This is a genomic window from Pseudomonas sp. FW300-N1A1, from assembly GCF_058789115.1.
Map to the genome: position 1 here is coordinate 64,992 of NZ_JBYTBK010000005.1, position 16,718 is coordinate 81,709.

The 16,718-nt window shown below is 60.5% G+C and carries 13 protein-coding genes and 2 pseudogenes; 8 read left to right on the top strand and 7 right to left on the bottom strand.

Annotated features, from left to right (window positions below; translation table 11 throughout):
* Positions 1-6 precede the first annotated feature (6 nt).
* Positions 7-729, top strand: coding sequence for a DUF6708 domain-containing protein (locus AC3WQN_RS06050; RefSeq protein ID WP_371918502.1), 723 nt, complete (start codon positions 7-9; stop codon positions 727-729).
* A 131-nt stretch (positions 730-860) separates the two neighbouring features.
* On the opposite strand, the gene AC3WQN_RS06055 is transcribed toward AC3WQN_RS06050, so the two are convergent.
* Positions 861-1,826, bottom strand: coding sequence for a 2-hydroxyacid dehydrogenase (locus tag AC3WQN_RS06055; RefSeq protein WP_103400139.1), 966 nt, complete (start codon positions 1,824-1,826; stop codon positions 861-863).
* Positions 1,827-2,124: 298 nt separating this feature from the next.
* Here AC3WQN_RS06055 and AC3WQN_RS06060 point away from each other — a divergent pair, with 298 nt between their 5' ends.
* A complete protein-coding gene (locus AC3WQN_RS06060) occupies positions 2,125-3,405 on the top strand; it encodes an HAAAP family serine/threonine permease (protein WP_103400138.1) in 1,281 nt (426 codons plus the stop codon).
* A 96-nt stretch (positions 3,406-3,501) separates the two neighbouring features.
* On the opposite strand, the pseudogene AC3WQN_RS06065 reads toward AC3WQN_RS06060, so the two are convergent.
* Positions 3,502-3,627: pseudogene (locus AC3WQN_RS06065) on the bottom strand (transposase); the annotation flags it as partial.
* A 44-nt stretch (positions 3,628-3,671) separates the two neighbouring features.
* Positions 3,672-5,375: a sulfatase-like hydrolase/transferase gene (locus AC3WQN_RS06070; RefSeq protein ID WP_103400137.1), complete on the bottom strand. Its 1,704-nt coding sequence runs from the start codon at positions 5,373-5,375 to the stop codon at positions 3,672-3,674.
* 175 nt (positions 5,376-5,550) lie between these two features.
* Here AC3WQN_RS06070 and AC3WQN_RS06075 point away from each other — a divergent pair.
* Both AC3WQN_RS06075 and AC3WQN_RS06080 read left to right on the top strand, forming a co-directional pair.
* Positions 5,551-5,997 (top strand): annotated as a pseudogene (locus AC3WQN_RS06075) (transposase); the annotation flags it as partial.
* 271 nt (positions 5,998-6,268) lie between these two features.
* Positions 6,269-7,927 carry a SulP family inorganic anion transporter gene (locus AC3WQN_RS06080; RefSeq protein WP_371918501.1) on the top strand — a complete coding sequence of 553 codons (1,659 nt, stop codon included), beginning with the start codon at positions 6,269-6,271 and terminating at the stop codon, positions 7,925-7,927.
* Positions 7,928-7,996: 69 nt separating this feature from the next.
* On the opposite strand, the gene acnB is transcribed toward AC3WQN_RS06080, so the two are convergent.
* On the bottom strand, positions 7,997-10,597 hold the full coding sequence (gene acnB / locus AC3WQN_RS06085) for a bifunctional aconitate hydratase 2/2-methylisocitrate dehydratase (protein WP_103400136.1): 2,601 nt from the start codon (positions 10,595-10,597) through the stop codon (positions 7,997-7,999).
* A 396-nt stretch (positions 10,598-10,993) separates the two neighbouring features.
* Here acnB and AC3WQN_RS06090 point away from each other — a divergent pair, with 396 nt between their 5' ends.
* Entirely contained in the window at positions 10,994-11,464 is a 471-nt protein-coding gene (locus AC3WQN_RS06090) for a DUF1289 domain-containing protein (RefSeq protein WP_103400135.1), read from the top strand.
* A 78-nt stretch (positions 11,465-11,542) separates the two neighbouring features.
* Here AC3WQN_RS06090 and AC3WQN_RS06095 read toward each other — a convergent pair whose 3' ends face one another.
* Positions 11,543-12,409: a universal stress protein gene (locus AC3WQN_RS06095; protein ID WP_095148332.1), complete on the bottom strand. Its 867-nt coding sequence runs from the start codon at positions 12,407-12,409 to the stop codon at positions 11,543-11,545.
* A gap of 226 nt (positions 12,410-12,635) precedes the next feature.
* Between AC3WQN_RS06095 and AC3WQN_RS06100 the strand changes: the two genes are divergently transcribed.
* Positions 12,636-13,241: a MiaE family protein gene (locus AC3WQN_RS06100; RefSeq protein ID WP_103400134.1), complete on the top strand. Its 606-nt coding sequence runs from the start codon at positions 12,636-12,638 to the stop codon at positions 13,239-13,241.
* A gap of 181 nt (positions 13,242-13,422) precedes the next feature.
* On the opposite strand, the gene AC3WQN_RS06105 is transcribed toward AC3WQN_RS06100, so the two are convergent.
* Together AC3WQN_RS06105 and AC3WQN_RS06110 are read right to left on the bottom strand one after the other, a co-directional pair.
* Positions 13,423-13,914, bottom strand: a complete 492-nt coding sequence (locus tag AC3WQN_RS06105) for a GFA family protein (protein ID WP_103400133.1) — start codon at positions 13,912-13,914, stop codon at positions 13,423-13,425.
* Between the two features lie 46 nt (positions 13,915-13,960).
* Entirely contained in the window at positions 13,961-14,365 is a 405-nt protein-coding gene (locus AC3WQN_RS06110; RefSeq protein ID WP_103400132.1) for a PaaI family thioesterase, read from the bottom strand.
* A gap of 285 nt (positions 14,366-14,650) precedes the next feature.
* Between AC3WQN_RS06110 and AC3WQN_RS06115 the strand changes: the two genes are divergently transcribed.
* Positions 14,651-15,001, top strand: coding sequence for a BON domain-containing protein (locus AC3WQN_RS06115; RefSeq protein WP_103400131.1), 351 nt, complete (start codon positions 14,651-14,653; stop codon positions 14,999-15,001).
* A 206-nt stretch (positions 15,002-15,207) separates the two neighbouring features.
* Complete coding sequence (locus AC3WQN_RS06120; RefSeq protein ID WP_095082386.1) at positions 15,208-16,203, top strand: helix-turn-helix transcriptional regulator; 996 nt, start codon at positions 15,208-15,210, stop codon at positions 16,201-16,203.
* The last annotated feature ends 515 nt before the right edge of the window (positions 16,204-16,718 follow it).

Genomic DNA, 16,718 nt, shown 5'->3' on the forward strand with positions numbered 1-16,718 from the left:
CCACTTGTGAGCCTCGATCCGAATTGGCTGATGACGCCACCCAACCATTTTGACCATGTCTATCTAGAGTTGGCACGCTCAACTCTAAGAGTTAGAGGCGTGCTTGCGTGCGCCGGGATCACTATTTTTTCTATGACTACAGCTTTAGCCTGGTTTCTGATCCATGTAATTTTTTTTGATGGGAATTTTTATCTGTTCGGTCCCGGCTTGGCAGGGCTCGCAACAGCTATCGTCGGTATCTGTTTAGGAATCTACTATCTGCGAATGGATCTGGAGATGCCCCGTAGTGAGCCCATCCGCTTCAACCGATTACGCCGTAAAGTCTATGTCTACCGTTTTCATCACAACGGACTTCGCCCTTTCAGTCGAAGCGCTTGGGGCGTACGGCCAGAGGTATACAGCTGGGACGACCTGCACGCTGAGGCTTGTAGTGCCTATGGCCCTTTGGGCACTGGCGGCCTGATCGAGAACATTACCCTGACCGTGCTCAAACCCGGCACCCGAGAAGTGCTCGACCGCTTTATCTTCGCCCACGACATCGACCATGGCGAAGAATACTGGGCCATGGCTCAACTCTTCATGCAGCAAGGCCCGCAAGCCCTGCCAACCTTCTTCCATTCACCCCGTGACTGGAACAACGAGGACGCTCGCTTCAATCTCGCGCGCCGATTCGCGCCCAAAGTGCAGTGGCCGGCGGACATGGATCTGGAGTCACGAACGGCGCCATGAGTGAAAGGGCGGGGGCAACGATTGACCGTTGTCGCTACGGGATGTACCTGCGGCAACTTGGCGTCGACTCAAACTCTCCAACCGCGAGCGCAGTCAGGTATTCGCACTAACACGCCCCCCAAGTGCATTCCTCATCGAACGGCAGGCTGCGCCGCCATCGGCAACACCACCGGCGTCAACACCGGGCGACTGGAGAAAAACGCCAGCAGGTTCTGCCCTACCAGTTCCACGGTGGCCTGGGTGGCTTCCGGCGAGAGTCCTGCGACATGGGGGGTGAGGATGACATTGGCGAGTTTTTTCAGGGCATCCGGTACCTGGGGTTCGGCGTCGAAGACGTCGAGGGCGGCGCCGGCAATCCGGCGTTGTTCCAGCGCGCCGATCAGGTCGGCGGTGACGACCACGCTGGCCCGGGCAATGTTGACGATAAAGCCATGGGGGCCCAGTGCGTCCAGCGTCTGTTTGTTGATCAGGTACTCGGTGCCCGGGCCGCCAGGGGTGCAGACGAGCAGAAAGTCCGAGGCGCGCGCCAGTTCGGTGGGGGTGGTGCAGAAGTCATAGGGCACATCGCCGCGCTCTTGGCGATTGTGGTAGCTCACACTCATGTCGAAGCCGTTGGCCGCGCGTTTGGCGATGGCCATGCCCACGGCTCCCAACCCCAGAATGCCCAGGCGTTTGCCTGCCAGGGACGGGCGCATGATTTTCGGCCATTCGCCGCGCCGCACCGCGGCATCGGCCCGCGGGATGTCGCGCACCAGGGCCAGCAACAGGGCCATGGCGTGGTCGGCGACCGAGGAGGCGTTCACCCCGGCGCCATTGGTGACGGTGATGCCCCGGTTGCTGGCTGCCTGCAGGTCGACATGCTCGTAGCCGGCACCGATCACACAGATGATCTTCAGGTTGGGCAGGACGGCGATTTCTTCGGCGTGCAGACCCAGTGGCCCGCGAGTGAGTACCGCATCGATGTGCCCGCCGTGGCTGCTGATGGCCTGGGCACGTTCGTCGGGGGTGGGGGCGAGGATGAGATGAAAGCCCTGGTGTTCGAGAATCGGCAGATAGTCGTTGATGGTTTCAACCAGTACCAGAACGGTGGCAGGCATGCTCAGCTCCTGAGGGTGTCGAAAAGGGCACGTCACGCATTCGCAAGATGCTCAAAGATTGCCGATTGGCCGGCGTTTGGCAATGGGCGCGGCGACTGACAGCGCCTTCAGGCCAATGATGGGCACGCGTCAGCGAAAAAAAGCGCTGATACGCATCACCGCTCCTCAGCTAAGTCTTTGCTTCTGCTCATTAATCCCGGACAATCGCGCCCCTGTTTCGGCCGGGGCGCTGCCTGTCAGCTTTTTCTGACTCGTCCTGACCGAGTGGCAAGTGACCGGAATGCGGAGATCCGACCGGATGAATGATCAGGCCAATAGCGTTGATGAACGCTATGAAGCGGCGGCACCAGCAAGCCTCACCAGCTGGAATCGCCATGACACCACCTGGATGCTGGGCCTGTTTGGCACGGCGATTGGTGCGGGAACCTTGTTTTTGCCGATCAACGCAGGCCTTGGCGGTTTCTGGCCGCTGTTGATCCTGGCGTTGCTGGCGTTCCCGATGACGTACTACGCGCACCGCGGCCTGACCCGCTTCGTCTTGTCCGGTCGTGAAGGAGCGGACATCACCGAGGTGGTCGAGGAGCATTTCGGGATCAAGGCCGGCGCCCTGATCACCCTGCTGTATTTCTTCGCCATTTTTCCGATCCTGCTGATCTACAGCGTTGCCTTGACCAACACCGTGGGCAGCTTCCTTGAGCACCAGTTGCACATCATGCCGCCACCCCGGGCGATTCTGTCGTTCGTGCTGATCCTCGGCCTGCTGGCGGTGGTGCGCTGTGGCGAGCAGGTGATCGTCAAGGCCATGAGCCTGATGGTCTACCCGTTCATCGTGGCCTTGCTGTTCCTGGCGGTGTTCCTGATTCCGCACTGGAACGGCGGCATCCTGGCCACCGCGACCACGCTGCCCGAGCCGTCGGCGCTGCTGCACACGCTGTGGCTGGCGATTCCGGTGATGGTGTTCTCGTTCAACCACTCGCCGATCATCTCGGCCTTCGCGGTAGACCAGAAGCGTCGTTACGGTGCCCACGCCGAAGAGCGCAGCTCGCAGATTCTGTCCCGTGCCCACCTGCTGATGGTGGTGATGGTGCTGTTCTTCGTCTTCAGTTGCGTGCTGACCCTGTCGCCGGCGCAGTTGGCCGAGGCCAAGGCGCAGAACCTGTCGATCCTGTCGTACCTGGCCAACCACTTCAGCAACCCGACCATCGCGTTCGCCGCGCCGTTAATTGCGTTCGTGGCCATTTCCAAGTCGTTCCTGGGCCACTATATCGGCGCCAGCGAAGGCTTGAAAGGCTTGATCGTGAAAAGTGGCAAGCGTCCGGGTGCCAAGGCGCTGGACCGCATGACCGCTGCGTTCATGCTGGTGGTGTGCTGGATCGTCGCCACGCTGAACCCGAGCATCCTGGGCATGATCGAAACCCTGGGTGGCCCGGTCATCGCGGCGATTCTGTTCCTGATGCCGATGTACGCGATCCGCAAGGTTCCGGCCATGGCGCGTTATCGTGGCCAGGCCTCCAACGTCTTCGTGACGGCGGTAGGCCTGGTGGCCATTTCGGCGTTGATTTACTCGCTGGCGGCCTGAGTGCCGGGTGGTTCGACCGGCCAGGCCGGTATCGAACCCGACCCTGAGTGAAAGAATGGCCGCTGACGACACCGTCAGCGGCTTTTTTTTGGTTCATCACGGATTACCGGGAAAGACGCTCTTGATCTTCATGAAAAAGAACTCGCTATCCCGGTAACCGTACGCCATCCGCTTGATGACCTTGATTCGATTGTTTATTCCTTCCAACTGCCCCGTGTGCATCGACCCGCCGAACATGACTCAAGTACTCGCCCGGCAGACGCACCTCATTTGGACTGCTGCACCACCGGCTGAGCGATGGAATCGATCGGTGTCACCACGTCGCTGAGGTCGATATGCTTGAAATGCGGCTTCTCGCCCAAGCGCGCGTTGAAACGGGTGTTGAAGGTGAAGTCATCCTCGGTCGGCTGGCTGAGGGGAATGCCATATACCGGTTTGATGCCCGCCACGTCATATCCCATCAACTGCAGCAAGGTCGGGAAGATGTTGTACTGACTGGATCGATCTTTGTTGGCCTCAAGCGCTGCCGGCCAGTCGAGGGTCTTGAGGCCGGCCCCCTGGATGACGACCAGAGGCACCAGCCCCTCCTCTGGTACCGGATCGCCCCCGCAGTGAGTGTTCAAGCCCGGGTTACCTCGCTCATGCAGATCCTGGCCATGGTCTGAGGTGTAGATCATCACGGCATTGCTCAGGTCTGCCTTGGCCAAGACCCGTGAAAAGAATTCACCGACATTCCACCGCAAGGTGTTCTTGTAGGCATTGCGGTACAGCGCCCAGTCATCCAACTGCCCGCTGAAGCCGTCGCGGCTGCCGGTATCGGCCACATCGTCGTACTTCCCACGCGGCAGCGCCGGCCGGTAGACCATGAAGTCGTCAGGGTATTTGTCATTTACAGGGAAGTGCGCGCCGATTTTATTGATGACGATCAATTGTGGCTTGCCATCATTGAGATGCTCGATCAATTGCTGCGCCGCCGCCATGTCTCGGTCGCGCACACGGACAGTGTCAAACTGGACGAACCGGTCGATGTCCTGCTTCTCGGTCTCGGTCATCAGATTCTGCAACTTGCCACCGGTACGCTGGGCATCGATGTAGATCGTCTCCAGCCCGGCCTTTTTCGCGTACTGCCAGATTGAAGGCAGGGTCAAGTTGATGCGCAGGTAATCGCTGCGCGTGCCGCCGTAACGCAAGGTGATGTTGGTGTCGGCGCTGCAATTGGCGATGGAGGCGGCATAGCCGTAGTTATAGATATCCACGCCTGGGTGCGACTGCATGAGGTTGCTGCGTACTCCATGCTCGGTATTGAGGTCTAGATAGTTACCGGTAATGCTTTCATCGATGATCAGAACGATATCGTGGCTGACCGGCTCGGTATTGCGCGTCAGGCTGACCGCCTGACGAGGGCCCACGGTATTGTGGGCAGTCTCATAGGCGAACAGACTCAAATAGGCCAACGGCGTATACATGATCGGCAACCCCCGGGCACCTTCACCGCTACGCAGGAAGAGAATGCCTGACAGCAGCACGACACCCAGCACTGGCGCTGCGACAAGTGCGGCCCCGGGCAGCGGTAAAGATCGTTTCGGCTTGAGGGCGATCCCCACCAGCAGTAACAGCCCGCTGGCAAGTGCGCTCAGGATGGTCGATTGGTACTGGTAGAGGGCTTCCTGGATAAAGCCGCCCGAATAAACCATCGATATAAACGCGCTGTAGCTCAAGTAATCGGCAGTCACGCGAGTATAGGCGTCAAAAAAAACGGCGGACGTAAAGAACAACAACGCAAATAGGTAGCGAATCAATGACTGGCGTATATATGCAGTCAATAGTAATGCAATCAGCAGAACCCCGAACAACCCTATATACACTAGCGCCGGAGCGCTCATGCCTAGCAACGATAGGCGTTCGAGATAATAATCATAGCTTTTGAATATATATAGAAAGATCAGCAGTTCCTTCAGGTAACGCGTCATCCTGTCTTCTCCTGCCTGGCTGCAATTCCTTTCGCCGTCGCGCTCGACTGCCCGTGCCAGGGACCTGGAGGGTTGACGTTCCTGATCGAAACTGCCGTATCGATGTCACGATAGCATCACCATTTCAAAGAGCAAGGCAGCCTCCATAACGGCATTAACAGCAATATTCATTCCCCCCAGCTCGACGAAGAACAAGGACAGTAAGCGCGATCCTGAAATGCATTAAACGAAGAAAGGTCAGCGATTTTTCTTCGGAATGAAGGCCCACATCGGTGCCGATGTGGAGTCCGGGCTGGTTCATCATGTCCACGGCACTGCCGTGAATGTGGCCGACGTGCCCCAAGTGGCCGAGTTGCTGCACGGCGATGAGAACGCGATCTACGCTGATGGGGGTTATACGGGCGCAGAGCGGCGCGAAGACCGTGATGTTACCTGGCAGATTGCGGCCTGCCGCAGCACCTACCTCAAGTTTGGCAAGTGCAGTTTGATCTACAAGATCAAACGCAAGATCGAATACTGCAAAGCGCACGCGCGGGCGAAGGTCGAGCACCCAATCCGCGTGGTGAAACGTCAGTTTGGCTATGTGAAAGTCCGCTTCCGTGGGCTGGCAAAAAGTCCGGCATCTCAACCGCACCGTCAGGTGGTGAGCGGCTTTGGGGCTGCTGTGCATCCCAAGCTCCCTCGCTACGAAGGTGTACGGCGCGGTATTTCTGGGTGGGACAGCATGACGCAGCCGCTACACTGCGTTGTTCAAGGGCCAACTGATGTTGCTCAGTACCGGTTGCGCTCCAGGCAGGTAGGCTTGCGCTGGCAAAACCCCGTGGACGTAGGTCGGTTTTGTGCCGTCATCGATCATCGGGTCGGCCTGGAAACACTGCTCTGGAGAGACCTGATTGCCGACTGATCCGCTGATTGCATCCAAACAACCCCCCGCCAAAGGTCGAAAACGCTGGCTGGATGTACTGGCCGGGTTGTCGATCGCCGGCCTGCTGCTGCCCGAGGCGGTGGCCTATTCGAGCATCGCCGCGCTGGCGCCCCAGGCCGGGGTGATCGCCTTGTTTGCCGGCTTGCTGTGCTATGGCGTGTTCGGCACCAGCCGGTTTGCCATTGTCGCGGCAACGTCCTCGTCAGCGGCGGTGCTGGCGGCCGCCACTTCTACGCTGGCCAACGGTGACCCGCAGCTGCGTTCGAGCCTGGCAATCGCCCTGGTCCTGGTGACCGGGGTGCTGTTTGTGCTGGCCGGGCTGTTCAAGCTGGGCCGCGTGACGTCGTTCATCGCCAAGCCGGTGCTGCGTGGGTTTTCCTTTGGCCTGGCGCTGACCATTATCCTCAAGCAGCTCGCCAGTGTGGTGGGGGTGCACCTGAGTGATGGCAACCTGGTGCGTTTTCTGCCGCAGTTGTTGGGGCAGTTGCCTCAGTGGAACTGGGCCGCGGCCGGTGTGGCCGGTGTGGCGTTGTTGCTGTTGGCGGTATTCGCGCGGTTTCCCAAGGTGCCGGGCGGCTTGTTGGTGGTGATGATCGGCATCGCGGCCGGCCAGTGGCTGAATTTGCCCAGCTATGGGATCAAGCTGATTGGCGTCATCGACCTGAGCCTGGAGTTGCCGAGCCTGCCGGTATTACCCTTCGCCGACTGGTTGCGCCTTGGGGAGCTGGGCTTTGCCATGGTGATGATTCTGTATGCGGAGTCCTACGGTTCGATCAGCTCATTTGCTCTCAAGCACGGTGACCGGGTGTCTTCCAATCGGGACCTGTTGGCGCTGGGCGCCTCCAACCTGATGTCCGGGCTGTTTCACGGCATGCCCGTGGGAGCGGGGTATTCCGCGACCTCCGCCAACGAAGCCGCCGGCGCCAATTCGCGGCTGGCGGGCGGTGTGGCGGCGTTGGTGGTGCTGGTCATTGTCCTGACCGTACTGCCCTATATTGCCCTGACCCCGGAGCCGGTGCTGGCGGCCATCGTCATGCATGCGCTGGGCCGTGGCCTGAGCCTGAAACCCCTGGGGCGTTATTTCGTCTGGCAACGCGATCGCGTGCTGGTGGTGTGCGCGGTGGTGGCGGTGCTGACGCTGGGGGTGCTGGATGGCTTGCTGGTCTCGGTGGCGATCAGTGTGTTGTTGATGCTCAAGCAACTGTCGGTGGCGGACATCCAGGTGCTCGGGCGTGCCGGTGACGGCCATGATTTCGTCGACCTGGAGCGTCATCCCTCGGCCAACGCGGTGCCAGGGGTGATGATTGTGCGGCCGGGAGAGGCGCTGTTTTTCGCCAACGTCGAGCGGATTCTCGGTGGCGCCTTGCATTTGATCCGGCATTCGGAAATGCCGATTCATACGGTGATTCTCAGTCTGGAGGAGTCGCCCAATCTGGATGGCACCAGCATCGAGGCCCTGCAGGAGTTTTTTGTGCGGGTGCATGCCGAAGGCAAGCAACTGGTGCTGGCCCGTCTCAAGCACCGCGCGAAAGCGGCGTTGCTGGCGTTACCCGAGGTGGAGCACTTGGGGGTGGTCCTCAGTGGCCGGAGTGTCGACGGTGCGGTCGGGCTGGTACTGACGCAGTAAAGGAAAGTCGGGCACAAAAAAAACGCCGCCCCTCGCAAGAGGGGCGGCGTTTTCTATTGCGTTGTCAGCTTAGGCTTGAACGACCGGGATGTTGGCGTTCGCAGCAGCTTCACGGAACTCGGCAATCTGGTCGAAGGACAGGTAGCGGTAGACATCGGCTGCCATGCTGTCGATCTTTCCAGCGTATTCCATGTACTCCTCGACGGTCGGCAGGCGACCCAGGATCGAAGCCACGGACGCCAGCTCGGCCGAAGCCAGGTAGACGTTCGCGCCGTCGCCCAGACGGTTCGGGAAGTTACGGGTCGACGTCGACACGACTGTCGAGTTCGGCTCTACACGTGCCTGGTTACCCATGCACAGCGAGCAGCCCGGCATTTCCATGCGCGCGCCAGCCTTGCCGTAGATGCCGTAGTAGCCTTCTTCGGTCAGTTGGTGAGCGTCCATCTTGGTCGGCGGCGACAGCCACAGACGGGTTGGCAGCTGACCCTTGACCTGTTCCAGCAGCTTACCGGCAGCGCGGAAGTGACCGATGTTGGTCATGCACGAACCGATGAACACTTCGTCGATCTTCTCGCCAGCAACGCTGGACAGTAGACGGGCGTCGTCCGGATCGTTCGGCGCGCAGAGTACTGGCTCCTTGATTTCGTTCAGGTCGATTTCGATGATTTCAGCGTATTCGGCGTCAGCATCGGCAACCATCAGCTCAGGGTTGGCAATCCAGGCTTCCATCGCTTGAGCACGACGTTCCAGGGTACGAGCGTCGCCGTAGCCTTCGCTGATCATCCAGCGCAGCAGGGTGATGTTGGAGCTCAGGTACTCGGTGATCGACTCTTTCGACAGCTTGATGGTGCAACCGGCAGCCGAACGTTCGGCCGAGGCGTCGGACAGCTCGAAAGCCTGTTCGATGCTCAGGTTGTCCAGACCTTCGATTTCCAGGATGCGGCCGGAGAAGGCGTTCTTCTTGCCTTTCTTCTCTACGGTCAGCAGGCCAGCCTGGATCGCGTAGTAAGGAATGGCGTGAACCAGGTCACGCAGGGTGACGCCCGGTTGCATTTCGCCTTTGAAGCGCACCAGGATCGATTCCGGCATGTCCAGTGGCATGACGCCAGTGGCCGCGGCGAACGCTACCAGGCCGGAACCGGCCGGGAACGAAATGCCCATCGGGAAACGGGTGTGGGAGTCACCACCGGTGCCGACGGTATCCGGCAGCAGCATGCGGTTCAGCCAGCTGTGGATGATGCCGTCGCCCGGACGCAGGGATACGCCGCCACGGGTCATGATGAAGTCAGGCAGGGTGTGGTGGGTGGTCACGTCGATCGGCTTAGGGTAAGCCGCGGTGTGGCAGAAGGACTGCATCACCAGGTCGGTCGAGAAGCCCAGGCACGCCAGGTCTTTCAGTTCGTCACGGGTCATTGGACCGGTGGTGTCCTGGGAACCCACGGTGGTCATCTTCGGTTCGCAGTAGGTGCCTGGACGAACGCCAGTCACGCCGCATGCCTTGCCGACCATCTTCTGCGCCAGGGTGAAGCCCTTGGTGCTTTCGGCAGGTGCTTCCGGCTTTTTGAACAGGTCCGACGGTGGCAGGCCCAGTTCGGCACGTGCCTTCTCGGTCAGGCCACGGCCGATGATCAGCGGAATACGGCCGCCAGCGCGTACTTCGTCCAACAGGACCGGGGTCTTCATTTCGAAGGTGGTCAGGACTTCGTCGGTGCCGTGCTTGCAGACTTTGCCAGCATGCGGGTACAGGTCGATCACGTCGCCCATGTGCATGTTGGTGACGTCGAATTCGATTGGCAGTGCGCCAGCATCTTCCATGGTGTTGTAGAAGATCGGAGCGATCTTGCTGCCGAAGCAGAAGCCGCCTGCGCGCTTGTTCGGCACGTAGGGAACGTCGTCGCCGAAGAACCACAGCACCGAGTTGGTGGCCGATTTACGCGACGAACCGGTACCGACCACGTCACCGACGTAGGCGATCGGGAAGCCGGCGTTGCGCATTTCTTCGATCTGCTTCATCGGGCCGGTGACGCCTTGCTGGTCAGGCTCGATGCCTTCACGGGCCATTTTCAGCATGGCCAGGGCGTGCAGCGGGATGTCTGGACGGGACCAGGCATCAGGAGCAGGGGACAGGTCGTCGGTGTTGGTTTCGCCGGTGACCTTGAACACGCGCAGGCTGATCTTGTCGGCCAGGGTCGGGCGGTTCTTGAACCACTCGCCGTCAGCCCAGGATTGCATGACGCCCTTGGCGTGAACGTTGCCGTTCTTGGCTTTTTCCGCGACGTCGTGGAACGCATCGAACATCAGCAGGGTGTGCTTGAGTTGGGCGGCTGCGACCGGGGCCAGTTCGGCGTCGTCGAGCAGGTCAACCAGGGTCACGATGTTGTAGCCGCCTTGCATGGTGCCAAGCAGTTCAACCGCGCGCTTTTTGTCGATCAGGGGGGAAGTGGCTTCGCCTTTGGCCAATGCGGACAGGAAGCCTGCCTTGACATAGGCTGCTTCGTCCACGCCAGGTGGAATGCGATTGGTGATCAGGTCCAGCAGAACGGCTTCTTCGCCAGCCGGGGGATTTTTCAGCAGCTCGACCAGGCCTGCAGTTTGTTCGGCGTTTAGCGGCTGGGGAACGATACCCAGTGCTGCGCGCTCTTCGATATGTTTGCGGTAGGCTTCAAGCACAGTTATTACCCTCATCAGTGGTCCCAATTGGGTGTCCGGGACGCTCATCCCGAAATTGCCGTACTCATGCGCTGCATGGCGTTGTGGGCCACTTAGCCAGAATTACCGACAATTCCTTACAGAAGCTGCTTTCAAAGTTTTACGCCTGCAGAACGGGGAGCTGATGAGGGTTGGCGTCAGGTTTTTCACCGCTGAAAAACCTTTCGCCAACACCGCTCTGAAGGAACGACTGTGCTCGTGACGCTTTGAAAACAGCTTCTAACGGACATTGGCGCCTAAAAAGGCTGGCTGATTCTACGGCAAAAAAAAATTAAAGGTAAGTTAGTGAGGGGTGATCAATGCTAGACAAAGGGCTAACATGCCGGCCTGTTCTGCTTTTTCGCGTTTTGCCTACCTATGCCCAATCAGACTATCAAGACCCCCTGCATCGGCCTCTGCTCCACTGTTTACGGGGACTTGGTGTGCCGTGGCTGCAAGCGTTTCCACCATGAAGTGATTCACTGGAACGGTTACAACGAGGAAGAAAAACGTGCCGTGTGGCTGCGTCTCGAGCAGTTGCTGGTGCAGGTCATGGCCGCAAAACTGGAAGTTTTCGACCCCTGGCGCCTGCGCCAGCAGCTGGAATCACGAAAAATCCGCTTCGTGCCCCACCAATCGGAATATTGCTGGGCCTATCAGCTGATTGCCCGGGGCGCGCGGGTGATCAATAACCTGGAAGCCTACGGGATGGTGTTGCTGCCGGAGTTTCGCGAGTGGAACCTGCCGGAGTTGCGTGATGCCATTGATCGGGAATTCTTCCTGCTGTCCGAGGCGCACTACCAGCGCTACATAGCGCCGGGGTTTCTCAAGGACAATTTCGGCGGTTGAGCCGCCCATGACATCGCCGGATCGTCATCGCGAGCAGGCTGCGGGGGACGATCCGGCGATAACGGTCTTGCAGGCGCCTTACTTGCCGGCGCTCACCAATTCCTCCAGGTGATCCATGATTTCCTGCGGCTTGAGCACCAGCACGTCGCTTTCCAGGGCATCGAGCACCACTTCCGCGGTATTGCCGATCAGGGCCCCGGAGAATCCGCTGCGCGCCACGGTGCCGATCACCGTGACCGAGGCCTGCAGTTTATGGGCGGCGTGGGGGATCAAGACGTCAGCCGGGCCTTCTTCGATGTGCAGGTGGTCGTTGTCGATGTCGAACTCGGCCTGGAACGCCTTGCACTGTTCGCGGTAGCGCGCCTCGATGGTCTCCTTGAGCTGGAACACCGGGTCGGCGGCCGACAGCATGGGCGACGGGTGGGCGGTGATCACGTGCAACTGGGCCTTGGCCAGATGGGCGATGTCGAAACCATGGTCGACGATGCTGGCGTGCAACACCCGGTGTTCGGGGTCGCTGTTGCCGACGTCGATGGCCGCCAGAATGGTGCCGCCGGTCCAGGGTTTCGCGGTTTTCACCAGCAACACCGGGCTGGGGCACTGGCGCAGCAGCTTCCAGTCGTCGGGGGTCAGCAGGAATTTTTTCAGCGGGTTGTCGGCAAAGTGCTGCTTGACCACCAGCCCGCAGCCTTCGGCTTGCTGTACGTCGATGATGGTCTGGTGCAGGCTGTCGTGCCAGGCCTGCTCGGTGGTGACGCTGTAGCCTTCGTCGAGCAGGCTGGCCTTGAGCACGGTCAACAGCGCCGAGTGCTCCTGCTTTTTATCGCAAATCAGCAGATGCAGATGGGCCTGGGTCACCCCGGCGATCAGTTTGGCGCGCTTGAGGGCCAGGCTTTCGTCGGGCAGTGGCTCGATCACCACCAGGATACTGCGAATGGCTTGCATGGTCAGACTCTCCGCTGAATGAAAATGGCCTCGTTGCTCAACTATAGTTGCTGGTCGCGGCCTGGGGTCTTGATGCATATCAAGTGTAGCGACTGGTGGTCTGCCGGCAGGCCGGTATAATCGCGCCCTTCGCTGTGAACCTATTGCCCGTGAGTCCCATGTTACTGACCCCTGAAATCGTCGCCGTCCTGCCCAATGCGCCTGTTGAACTGTCGGAAGCGAGCCAATGATCCTTCCTGAAATTCACCAGTTCCTGGGTTGCCGCACGCCGGACGGCTGGGTTCAGGCAGCACTGGCTGATCAGGAAACCCTGCTGATCGACCACAAGAATTGCGAGTTCAAGGCGGCCAGCACCGCCTTGAGCCTGATCGCCAAGTATCACTCCCATGTCGACCTGATCAACCTGATGTCGCGCCTGGCCCGGGAAGAACTGGTGCACCACGAGCAAGTCATGCGCCTGATGAAAAAGCGCAAGATCGAACTGCGCCAGCTGTCTGCAGGGCGCTACGCCTCGGGCCTGCGCAAGGTGGTACGCAGTCATGAGCCGGTAAAGCTGGTGGACACCCTGGTGGTCGGAGCCTTTATCGAGGCCCGCAGCTGCGAGCGCTTTGAAGCGCTGGTGCCGCACCTGGACGAAGAACTGGGCAAGTTCTACTTCGGCCTGCTGAAAAGCGAGGCCCGGCATTTCCAGGGCTACCTGAAACTGGCCTACCAGTACGGCGACGCCAAGGACATCGCGCAGGTGATCGACAGGGTACGCGCCGCCGAGCAGGAACTGATCGAGTCCCCGGACGTCGAGTTTCGCTTCCATAGCGGTGTGCCAACGCTCTGACGGGCCGCCTCAAACACCTTGGGGCATCTCACATGACCCGTGGCGAGCGAGCTTGCTCGCGCTGGGCAGCGAAGCGGCCCCAAAAACCTGGGCACTGGGTTATACCTGAAGGACTGCAATAGTCTTGTTAGGGGCGCTTCGCACCCCAGCGCGAGCAAGCTCGCTCGCCACGGGGTAGTGCTCATGCTCGGCTCAGGCCCAGGCGCTGATGCCATTGGGCGATGGACTCCTCTGGATAGACGTCGAACTGTCGGTCGCCAGGATGCGCCTCGACTTCCACCCAGGGGGCCCTGGACCCGAGCATCAAGTGGGTATGCTGCGGCGGTATCGGCAGCGGGGTGTCGATGGCCGATGCAAACGGATGGATCAATTCCGGCCACTCAGGGCTGAACAGCCATAATCCCGAGCCGCACAGCGCGCAGAAATGCCGCTCGGCGGTGCTGCGACGGGCGCGTTGGTCGCCGTCTTCCTTGAGCCGCGCATGGTAAATCGTGATGTGCTTGCGCCCGCGTACTTTCAGGCTGGCGGCATCGCCCCCGAGGTTGATCGCATAACCGCCGGCGCCCTGGGTCTTGCGGCAGATCGAGCAATAACACCGTTGATAGGGGTAGGGGTGGGCGCTGGTCACACTGAACGACACCGCGCCGCAGTGGCAGGAGCCTTCGAGTTGCATGGAAACCTCCCGTCAATCTTGAGTTTGTCCATGCAAGCCTAGTCCTTCAGCGATCCTCGGTCGGCACCAGAATCGCATCGCCGGTGGCCACCAGTTTCAGTTGATCGCCGTTCTGGGCGAACAACTCGGCGCGGGCGAACACCTGCTTTTTACCAGCCTTGATCACGGTTGCCCGGGCAATGAACACTTCACCAACGGCCGGTGCCAGGCAGTTCACGGAAAAGTGCGAGGCTAATACATTGCCGGCCACCGTTCCCGCCGCAAATCCGCAGGCGGTATCCAGTAGCGCGCCGATCAGCCCCGCATGCAGGAACCCGGCATATTGCGCCATGTCGGACTCGCGAAAGGCCATCGACAGTTCCACCTCGCCGCTGGCGGCATGGGTGACTTCGAAGCCGCCCCAGCGGTTGAAGGCCGAGGTCGAGTTGATCCGTTTCAGTGTATCGAGCATGGCGATTCCCTCCGGTTGAGGGGGTCACCATGCGCCGGGCATGAGGGGATGTCATTGCCGATAAGGGAAGGTGATGAGCGGCAGGCCTGATGGTGAATACACCTGCCCGGTCACGGTCTTGCTGGAGGCCACCGATTGCGGGCAGGCCGCACTATAATTAGTCAGTGTCGGTGTGGCTGTGGCGCCACAACGCATCGGGAATCCCTTGTGCCCGCCTGAACGGCAGCGGGTGGCACAGCCGGTGGGATGAGCCGTCCGCTTGATGACACGATAGAGGCACCTGCCATGAAAAATCATTCTTTCCAGCATTACTCCCACGACGTGGGAGCGGCCGTGCACGACGCGTGGATAACGACCCGGGTGAAATCAGCCCTGGCCTTTGCAGACACGAACCTGGCCTTGCACATCAATGTCAAAACCCACGCGGGTATCGTGGCATTGAGCGGTCGGGTCAATACCCACAAGCAATGTGAACAGGCCGTGGCGATCGCCCGCTCAGTGCCTGGCGTCGCAGAGGTCGATGCCAAGGAACTGCTGACCCATGTGTTCACCCCCGGCGGCATCTCTGAACCGCCAAACGCTGAAGAAAGCGCCGAAGACCGCACGCAGTCGTCGAAAAAAATCGACGATCAATGACCCGGTCAACCTTGTGAACGCAGCGCTCCCGACAAGGATTGGGGAGCGCCGCGTGGTCGTGCCGGCTGGATAGCCTTGCCGGACACGCTGCCTGGATCCGGTGGGACAGGCCTGGGTCACGATCCAGTCCCGACCGCGCTGGACGCTATTGCACTGCCTGTGGCATCGTCCGGAGGATAAGTCACGCAGTAATCGGGGTTGGAACGATGGTGGCGGGTGAGGTAGGCGGCACACAGATGTCGATGGCAACGCTCAAGGCGTTCAATCGTTGCGTTCTTCAGTTGTCGAGCCTGGCACGCGAGCGTGGCGGGTCTCATTTCATTGCCGAGGGTCTGCAGGCGTTTGGCCAACTGGTGCCTTTTGCATCGGCCTGGTGGGGCGAGATGTCCGGGGCTGAGGCCAGCGTTTCCCCGCAAAGCTGGATGCACGGGCGAATCAATCTGCCCGAGTCGTTTGTCGGCGAGTGGAGCAAGGTCGCAGGTGCGGACGGTTTTGCCCGGACCACCTTGAACCTGCCGGGACAGGTGGTGTGTGACAGCGGCTTCAACGACCCCGATGAGGAGGTCAATGAGTTCGCCCGGCGATACGACCTCTTCTACCTGATGTGCATCACGTTCGAGTTGCCCGAAAGCGGGCTGAATTTCTTCGTTTGCCTGTACCGTGGCCTGGATGACACCGGGTTCAACGAGCGCGAGGCCGGCTTGTTCGCGGCGTTTTGCGATCACTTGCTGCAGTTGTGGCGATTCCAGGTGCAGGACATGATCCGTTCCGACACGGGCGATGGTGCGACGGACTTCGGCGTGGCGCGCATGGACGGCAGCCTGCTGTACGTGGGCGCGCAGTTGTGTGCGGCGATTCAGCGCGAGGTACCGGGCTGGAATGGTTCGGTGCTGCCGGCGGAAGTGATCGCGCAACTGCAGAAAGTGCCTTGTGTGATGCGCCTGGGGCGCAGTGCCCTGACACTGAGCCCGAATGCCGACCACGTGATCCTGTCCCTTGAGGCACAGGCCCGCGGGGTGGTGCTGGCGCCCCGTGAGCGGACCGCCGCCATGCTGTTCGCCGCCGGCCACTCCTACAAGGAAATCGCCAAGATCCTTGCGTTGAGCCCCGCGACCGTGCGCACCTACCTGCGCAACTGCTACCTGCAACTGGGGGTCAAGAGCAAGGTCGAGCTGGGTTCGGCCCTGCGTTCTCACTCCTGATTCCCGTCAGGCAAGCCTCATCATCATAGACGTCCACTGCGGGCGGGCGGAGCACTGCCCGGACCGTTCCCACCAAGTGCCGGTCTCAGTAACGCGTGAACGCTGTTCCCGTGGCGAGCGAGCTTGCTCGCGCTGGGCTGCCCGGCAGCCCCAGGGCCCGTCACCGGGGTTTACCTGAAAGACCGCAACCATCTTGTTGGGGGCGTTTCACGCCCCAGCGGGAGCAAGCGCCCTCGCCACGAAGACAACGTTCAGTCAAGAACAGAGGCGTCGTACACATGCCCCGTGGCGAGCGAGCTTGCTCGCGCTGGGCTGCCCGGCAGCCCCAAGGCCCGTCACCGGGGTTTACCTGAAAGACCGCAACCGTCTTGTTGGGGGCGTTTCACGCCCCAGCGGGAGCAAGCTCCCTCGCCACGAAGACAGCGTTCAATCAAGAGCAGAGGCGTCGTACACATGCCCCGTGGCGAGCGAGCTTGCTCGCGCTGGGCTGCCCGGCAGCCCCAAGGCCCGTCACC

Coding starts and splice junctions, on each gene's coding strand:
- AC3WQN_RS06105 (WP_103400133.1), bottom strand. CDS start 13,914: ATGCAACTCGAAGGCTCCTGCCACTGCGGCGCGGTGTCGTTCAGTGTG.
- AC3WQN_RS06095 (WP_095148332.1), bottom strand. CDS start 12,409: ATGCAAGCCATTCGCAGTATCCTGGTGGTGATCGAGCCACTGCCCGAC.
- AC3WQN_RS06115 (WP_103400131.1), top strand. CDS start 14,651: ATGAAAAATCATTCTTTCCAGCATTACTCCCACGACGTGGGAGCGGCC.
- AC3WQN_RS06110 (WP_103400132.1), bottom strand. CDS start 14,365: ATGCTCGATACACTGAAACGGATCAACTCGACCTCGGCCTTCAACCGC.
- AC3WQN_RS06070 (WP_103400137.1), bottom strand. CDS start 5,375: ATGACGCGTTACCTGAAGGAACTGCTGATCTTTCTATATATATTCAAA.
- AC3WQN_RS06120 (WP_095082386.1), top strand. CDS start 15,208: ATGGTGGCGGGTGAGGTAGGCGGCACACAGATGTCGATGGCAACGCTC.
- AC3WQN_RS06100 (WP_103400134.1), top strand. CDS start 12,636: ATGATCCTTCCTGAAATTCACCAGTTCCTGGGTTGCCGCACGCCGGAC.
- AC3WQN_RS06090 (WP_103400135.1), top strand. CDS start 10,994: ATGCCCAATCAGACTATCAAGACCCCCTGCATCGGCCTCTGCTCCACT.
- AC3WQN_RS06060 (WP_103400138.1), top strand. CDS start 2,125: ATGAATGATCAGGCCAATAGCGTTGATGAACGCTATGAAGCGGCGGCA.
- AC3WQN_RS06055 (WP_103400139.1), bottom strand. CDS start 1,826: ATGCCTGCCACCGTTCTGGTACTGGTTGAAACCATCAACGACTATCTG.